The organism is Pseudomonas sp. GM84, from assembly GCF_000282535.1.
Lineage (GTDB): Bacteria > Pseudomonadota > Gammaproteobacteria > Pseudomonadales > Pseudomonadaceae > Aquipseudomonas.
Genome location: NZ_AKJC01000145.1, coordinates 1 through 6,767, shown reverse-complemented (window position 1 = coordinate 6,767; position 6,767 = coordinate 1). Strand labels below are relative to the sequence as shown.

Annotated in this window: 8 protein-coding genes; 7 read left to right on the top strand and 1 reads right to left on the bottom strand. The window is 63.3% G+C overall.

The features are described from left to right. Positions 1-438: hypothetical protein (locus tag PMI38_RS27095; RefSeq protein ID WP_008094654.1), on the top strand; the 438-nt coding region annotated here is incomplete at its 5' end. Then, a complete protein-coding gene (locus tag PMI38_RS13010; protein WP_008094653.1) occupies positions 438-1,430 on the top strand; it encodes a DUF6708 domain-containing protein in 993 nt (330 codons plus the stop codon). The genes PMI38_RS27095 and PMI38_RS13010, both read left to right, overlap by 1 nt. Positions 1,431-1,575: 145 nt before the next feature. On the opposite strand, the gene PMI38_RS13005 is transcribed toward PMI38_RS13010, so the two are convergent. Then, positions 1,576-3,063 (bottom strand): aldehyde dehydrogenase family protein, encoded by a 1,488-nt coding sequence (locus PMI38_RS13005; RefSeq protein WP_008094650.1) that lies wholly within the window; start codon positions 3,061-3,063, stop codon positions 1,576-1,578. A gap of 202 nt (positions 3,064-3,265) precedes the next feature. On the opposite strand from PMI38_RS13005, the gene PMI38_RS13000 reads away from it, so the two are divergent. From PMI38_RS13000 to PMI38_RS12980, 5 genes are read left to right on the top strand one after another with little or no spacing between them, the layout of a single operon-like run. Further along, the gene (locus PMI38_RS13000; RefSeq protein WP_008094649.1) at positions 3,266-4,417 is read left to right on the top strand and encodes an amine dehydrogenase large subunit; all 1,152 of its coding nucleotides are present in this window, start codon (positions 3,266-3,268) and stop codon (positions 4,415-4,417) included. A 15-nt stretch (positions 4,418-4,432) separates the two neighbouring features. After that, positions 4,433-4,969: a MauE/DoxX family redox-associated membrane protein gene (locus tag PMI38_RS12995; protein WP_008094648.1), complete on the top strand. Its 537-nt coding sequence runs from the start codon at positions 4,433-4,435 to the stop codon at positions 4,967-4,969. Positions 4,970-4,974: 5 nt separating this feature from the next. After that, a complete protein-coding gene (mauD, locus tag PMI38_RS12990) occupies positions 4,975-5,616 on the top strand; it encodes a methylamine dehydrogenase accessory protein MauD (protein WP_008094647.1) in 642 nt (213 codons plus the stop codon). A gap of 14 nt (positions 5,617-5,630) precedes the next feature. Next, positions 5,631-6,152 (top strand): methylamine dehydrogenase light chain, encoded by a 522-nt coding sequence (locus PMI38_RS12985; RefSeq protein ID WP_008094646.1) that lies wholly within the window; start codon positions 5,631-5,633, stop codon positions 6,150-6,152. 4 nt (positions 6,153-6,156) lie between these two features. Then, positions 6,157-6,675 (top strand): hypothetical protein, encoded by a 519-nt coding sequence (locus PMI38_RS12980; protein ID WP_008094645.1) that lies wholly within the window; start codon positions 6,157-6,159, stop codon positions 6,673-6,675. The last annotated feature ends 92 nt before the right edge of the window (positions 6,676-6,767 follow it).

Below are 6,767 nucleotides of genomic sequence, written 5' to 3'. Positions count from 1 at the left end.
GCATGGTATGACATCCAAGACTTTTATCAGAACGCCAAACTCGACAACTATTCGATAGCGGGGTTCTATGCCTTACGCGCAGCTACCCAATTAGGCGCAGCTTCTTTATCGATTTCAGTCGGTTTGGGACTTGCAAGCCCGTTCTTTAAATACCTTCTGCAAAAATATGGCAACAGGCCAATTCTTGGACCTTTGATAAAAACAGGCGCGCGGGCTTCTACTGCCCTGGCCGCGCGCATGGTGCCTATGCTTCGGCTGTTCTTCGGGCTCAATCTGGTCATCTTATCGTTGGTTCTAATCGAGATTTTCATACTTCCTGACGCCTTGCAGCGCTATTTGGACCATTGCACGTTCCGCAAAAACCGCAGCAATGGCATCGCCGACACTGAAGAACGGGAAATTGAAATTCTGCAAAATGCCATTAGGAGCACTCTCTGATGTATTTTCTGGAACGCGGCTTTCAATGGTCTAAAACCCTGAGCACTTACGAAGAAGATCGTGAAGCATACGAAAAGAAACAACGTCAACCGGGGCAAACGGAACTCCATGCTCCGGAAGGCGTGGGCGATTCTGTCTCTAAAAAAGTCTACGACAATGACTCCCTCTACTCCTACACCGAGCAATACATCGATCTTCGCACGCCGAGTGATGAGAAACGAGGCATAATCACAATCTTCTTAGGGTGGATCTACGGCTTCCTCATTTACATGTTTGTGATAACGTTGAGCGTATCCATTTCGAAGTTCACCTCAGGGCTTCGACATAATGGCGACCCCCTGACAGGCTCAGACCATTTCTTTCTCACACTATTCCCCATACTTTGGCTAGTGGTCCTCGGCATATTTTTAAAATATACATCTCGATATATTCGTCTGGAGTCCCTCACCGCCCGGCGCATCATCGTTCGCTTCAACCGCATCACCCGCAAGGTCTACCTGCTGCGCCCCAAGCATCTGGGCGGCATCCGCATCATGGACTGGGACAAGACCGAGATCCTCCTGGACAAGAAAATGAGCGAGCTGGAGGGTACCGGCGGCTTCCTCATCCTGGTCTGGGACAGGGGTGACGGCGTGGACCTGCAGGGCACCCCCACCGACAACCTGGAGGTCACCTTCGTTGGCAAGCCGACCCGCAACGCCAGCGAGTTGCTCGCCTTCTGGGAGTACATCCGCCGCTACATGGAAGATGGCCCCGCCGCCGCGCCCGCGCCGAAAAAGCTGCTCAGCAAGTTCCCCTGGCCCTGGCTCTCGTTCAAGGCCGCCTGGGGCCTGGACACCCACTTCCTGCGTCACAGCGGCCTGTGGGTCTTCGTGGCCATCAACGTGCTGCTGCTGCCAGCCATCCTCATCCACGCCACCGGTCACTGGCTCTCGCTGCTGCTCTGCTACGAGCCCCGCTTCCCCCGCGAGATCGAAGAAGCGGGCCGCTGATGTCCAACTGGCAAGCCATCTTCGCGAGGGCTTTCTGTATCCCGAAATAAGAACGCCCGCAAAACTCGTAAGGCAAAATGCAATAGCAACGCTCCTGAGGGAGCTGCTAGCTTCACTCCCTCAGGGCCAGGTCCAGAGATGTCCCTCAGTACCGGATCATCACCGACTTCAACTCGGTGTAGTCCTCGATGAACGCGCTACCAAACTCGCGCCCCACCCCGGACGCCTTGCTACCGCCGAACGGCACCGCCGGGTCGAGGAAGGTGTGCATGTTGACCCACACCGTGCCGGCCTCGATCCGGGGAATCAACCGCAGTGCCTTGGACAGGTCGTTGGTCCACAGGCTGGCGGTCAGGCCGTAGGGGCTGTCGTTCATCAGCTCGACCAATTGCTCTTCGTCATCGAACGGCAGCACGCAGACGATCGGCCCGAAGGTTTCCTCATGCAGCAGCGGGTCGTTGGCGTCGTTGGCCAGCACCACGGTCGGCTCGACGAAGTAACCCGGCCGGTCGACCGCTTTGGCGCCGCAGATCACCGTGTTGTTGGCGCGGGCACGTTCGAAGAAACCGAGGATCTTCTCCAGGTGCGCGGCATTGGCCAGCGGGCCGAACTGGGCTTCGGGATCCAGCGCGGAGCCGATCTTCAACTGCCCCAGCGCCTCGCCCAGTTTGCGGGTGACTTCATCGACCTTGCTGCGGTGCACGTACAGCCGCTCGGGCGAGGCGCACACCTGCCCCTGGTGCACATAGGCGGTCTGCACGATGCCGGCCACGGCACCGTCCACGTCCACATCGGCCAGCAGCGCCGCGGCGTTCTTGCCGCCCAGCTCCAGGGTGGCGCGGGTCAGGTTGGCCGCCATCGCCGCCTTGCCCACGGCGATGCCGGTCGGCACGGAACCGGTGAAGGCCACCTTGGCCACGTTCGGGTGCTCGATCAGTCGCTGGCCCACCGCACCACGACCGTTAATCACGTTCAAGGCACCCGCCGGCACACCGGCTTCGATCGCAAGTTCGGCGATGCGCAACAGCGTCAGCGGCGTGAACTCGCTGGGCTTGATCACGATGGTGCAGCCGGTGACCAGGGCCGAGGCGATCTTCCAGATGCCGATCATCACCGAGAAGTTCCACGGCACGATGCCGGCCACTACCCCCACCGGCTCGCGCAGGGTGAACGCGGTGTAGCGCTCGCCGGCGAACGAGGGGATCGACGGGGTCATGGTCTGCCCGGTGATCTTGCTCGCCCAGCCGGCGAAGTAACGCAGAAAGACTACACTTTGAGCGATTTCCAGGCCGCGCGAGAGGTTGATCGACTTGCCCGAGCACAGGGTTTCGAGCTGTGCCAGTTCCTCGGCATTGGCTTCGATCAGGTCGGCCAGTCGGTTGAGCACCACCCCTTTCTGATACGGCGAAACCTGGGCCCAGGCGCCCTTGAACGCTTGCCGGGCACTGTCCACGGCACGCGCCACTTCGGCTTCGCTGGCCTCGGCGACCTGGCCGATGACCGCGCCGCTGGACGGGTCATGCACGTCGATCGATGGCCCCGCCTCGCCTGCCAGGTACTGGCCCTCGATGAAATGGCCATGGGGCCTGGCGAGGAATTCGACCACGGCAGGTAACAGCTGGATATCGCTCATGACATGACTCCTGGAATTGGCAGTGGAAAAGCTGTGCGGTCCGATCTTCAGGCGCCTGCCTACCGGTCTGCCAGCCCTGCCAGGCGTTTTGTCAGGGAGCCTCAAGAGAATGTCACGCTGGCCAAAGCAGCGCTTCGGGCCAGGCGGCAAACTGCGATGACTGCGATTTCTGCATAACCCATAACAACATCGGAGATAGCCAATGCGTCGCGTCGACAGGCTCAGCATCTCGGCGGCCCTGGCCCTGGCCCTGGCCGCAAGCACCAGCGCGGTGCGGGCCGAGCTGCCCGCCGAAGAGATCGGCAGCAACACCCTGCCGTTCCCCCCGGACCCTCACCGTGTCTACATCCTCGATGTGGATTTCAAGAATCCCATCGCCGGCAAGGTGGTGGTGGTCGACCCGAAGGCCAAGCGCATGCTCGGCATGACCACCAATGCCTTCGTCGCACCGACCGCGCTCAGCCCGGACAACCGCACCCTGTACTCGGCCAACCTGTTCTACTCGCGGGGCACCTACGGCGAGCGCACCGACGTGCTGGTGGCCTGGGACACCCAGACCCTGCGCCCGGAATGGGAAGTGGTATTGCCGGCCAAGCGCGCCAGCACCCTGACCGAGAAGTACGCCATGGGCATCAGCGCCGACAGCAAGCTGGCCTATGTCTTCAACCTCACCCCTTCGACCTCGGTGACCGTGGTCGACACCCAGGCGCGCAAGGTCGCCAGCGAAGTGGCGATCAGCGGCTGCGTGCTCAACTACCCGGTGGGCAAGCGCAGCTTCGCCTCGCTGTGCGGTGACGGCCAGCTGCTGCTGGTCACCCTCGACGACCAGGGCAAGGAAGTGTCGCGCACGCAGACGCCGTTCTTCGACCCGAACAAGGTGCGCCTGAACGAGCGCGCCATCGCCAACGGCGACACCTACTACTTCACCACCACCCACGGTGAGGTGTACCCGGTCAGCTTCGAAGGCGGCAAGACCAAGCCCCTGCCCACCTGGTCGCTGGTCAGCGACGAAGAGCGCAAGCAGGGCTGGGCGCCAGGTGGCTGGCAGGCATTGGCCGTGGCCCCTGGCCTGAACCGCCTGTATGCGCTGATGCACGACCAGCACACCGACGGCAAATGGGAAGACCCGAGCACCATCATCTGGTCCTTCGACCTCAAGACCGGCAAGAAGCTCGGCACCCTGGAGTCGCCGAAACCGGTGTGGAGCCTGCAGGCGAGCCACGACAAGGCGCCGATTCTGGTGGCCACCGACCTGGAAGGCGGCGTGCAGTTCTTCGACCTGGCCACCGGCAAGCACAGCGGCGCGATGAACCAGATCGCCGACACGCCGGTGCTCACCCTGGCCCCTTGGTAAGCAGGAGACACGACCATGCTCGACCCTGTCCTGGTAATTGCCGCCAGTACCGCACTGGCGGCGCTGCTGGCCAGCGCGGCCAGCCACAAGTTGCGTGACTGGCGCGCCTTCAACGGCATCGTGCGCGCCTACCAGGTGCTGCCCGATGCGCTGGTGCCCGCGGCCACAACCAGCCTGGCGCTGGCCGAGCTGGGCCTGGCGCTGGCCTTGCTGTTGCCCGCCTGGCACGGCCTGGCGGCGCTGGGCGTGGTGCTGCTGATGGCGCTGTACGCCAGTGCCATCGGCCTGAACCTGTGGCGCGGGCGCCGCGACATCGACTGCGGCTGCTCCGGCCCCGGTGCCGCGCAACCGCTGCGCCCGGTGCTGCTGCTGCGCAACCTGGTGATCGCCCTGCTCGCGGGCCTGGCCGCCGTGCCGATGGCCGAACGCGCACTGGGCGCGCTGGATATCTTCGTGGTGATCGCGGCCGCTGCCGTGGCGCTGCTGATTCATGTAGCGGTGGATGGCCTGTTGGCCAACCAGCCGCGTCTTGCCAAATTGACTGGGAGATAACCCCCATGCAACTGCTTATCGCATCGAACATCCTGCTCTGGCTGCTGCTGATCGCCGTCGCCTTCACGGTCATGGCCCTGGTCCGCCAGATTGGCGTCCTGCACAGCCGCATCGCCCCAGCGGGCGCGCTGATGGTGGACAAAGGCGTCACCGTCAACGACCCAGCGCCGCAAGTGACCGCCGCCGACCGCCACGGCCGCCCGGTGAACATCGGTTACCGCGCCGAGCGCTCGCAGCTGCTGTTCTTCCTCGCCCCGGGCTGCCCGGTGTGCAAATCGCTGTTGCCGGCGGTGAAGTCGATCGCCAAGGACAACAGCGGCGAGCTGGACGTGATCTACGTCAGCGACGGCGACTTCACTGAACAGCAGGCGCTGATCGAGGCCAACGGCCTGCAGCAGGCCACCTATGTGGTCGGCCCGGAAATCGGCATGACCTACCAGATCGGCAAGCTGCCCTATGCCGTGCTCATCGACCAGGCCGGCACCCTGCGTGCCAAAGGCCTGGTGAACTCCCGCGAACACCTCGACAGCCTGTTCGAAACCGTCCACCTGGGCAGCGCCACGCTGCAGCACTACCTGCATGGCGAGCACAAGCACGACCACGACCACGCCCATGACCACGCCCACCCACACAGCGCGCAGCACTGATCGCGGAGCCGACCATGAGTTTTCTCGACAAACTGTTTGAACGCTCCAGCCGCCATGTCGCCGACACCACCTCGCGGCGCAAGGTGCTGGCCCGCCTCGGCTCGCTGATCGTCGCCGGTGCCGCCCTGCCGGTGCTGCTGCCGATCGACCGTACCGCCAAGGCGCTGGCGGCTGACGAGCCGAAGATGGGCGACCCGGGCGACCCGACCAGCTGTGACTACTGGCGTAACTGCTCGATCGACGGCTTCCTCTGCTCGTGCTGTGGCGGCTCGATCACCTCGTGCCCGCCCGGCACCGAGGCCTCCCTGGTGACCTGGATCGGCACCTGCCGCAACCCGGCCGATGGCAAGAACTACATCATTTCGTACAACGACTGCTGCGGTAAGCACGCCTGCGGCCAGTGCGCCTGCTCGCGCAACGACGACGAGCAACCGCTGTACCGGCCGTTCAACAACAACGACATCAACTGGTGCCTGGGGGCCGAGTCGAAGATCTACAACTGCACCGTCACCATCATTCGCGGCGTGGCGGTGTAGCGCCATGAAGGGTGTAACGGCGCTTCTGCTCCTGTGCCTGCTGGCGCCGCTGGCCCAGGCCAGGACCCTGCCCGACCCCAACCAGCGGCCGGCGCCCGGTAATGAAGTGCCACCGGTGCCGATTGCCCAGGCCGGGTACTCGGTGCCGGTGAACTACCAGCTGCAGTGCGCCGGCTGCCACCGTGACAGTGGTGAGGGGTCGGCGGCCAACGATACACCGCGCATGCAGGGCTTCGTCGGCAACTTCCTGAAGGTGCCGGGCGGGCGCGAATTCCTGGTGAGGGTGCCGGGGATTTCACAGTCGGCGCTGAACGATCAGCAGATTGCCGACCTGCTCAACTGGCTGCTGGCACGGGATGGGATGGCGGGCGACAGCTCGCCTGAACAGTGGCAGCCGTATAGCGGTGAGGAAGTGCAGCGGGTACGCCATACCAGCATGCTCAACCTGCCCCATGTGCGGGCCGGGTTGATCGAGGCGATGCAGGCCAAGGGGATCGTCATCAGCGATGGGCTTGGCCACTGAATCACGCAAGTGCTCTACGTTCAGCCCGCTCGGTCAGCGGGCTTTTTTTTGCCTTCGAGGGCCCTATCGCCGCAGGCAAGCTGGTAGCGCTC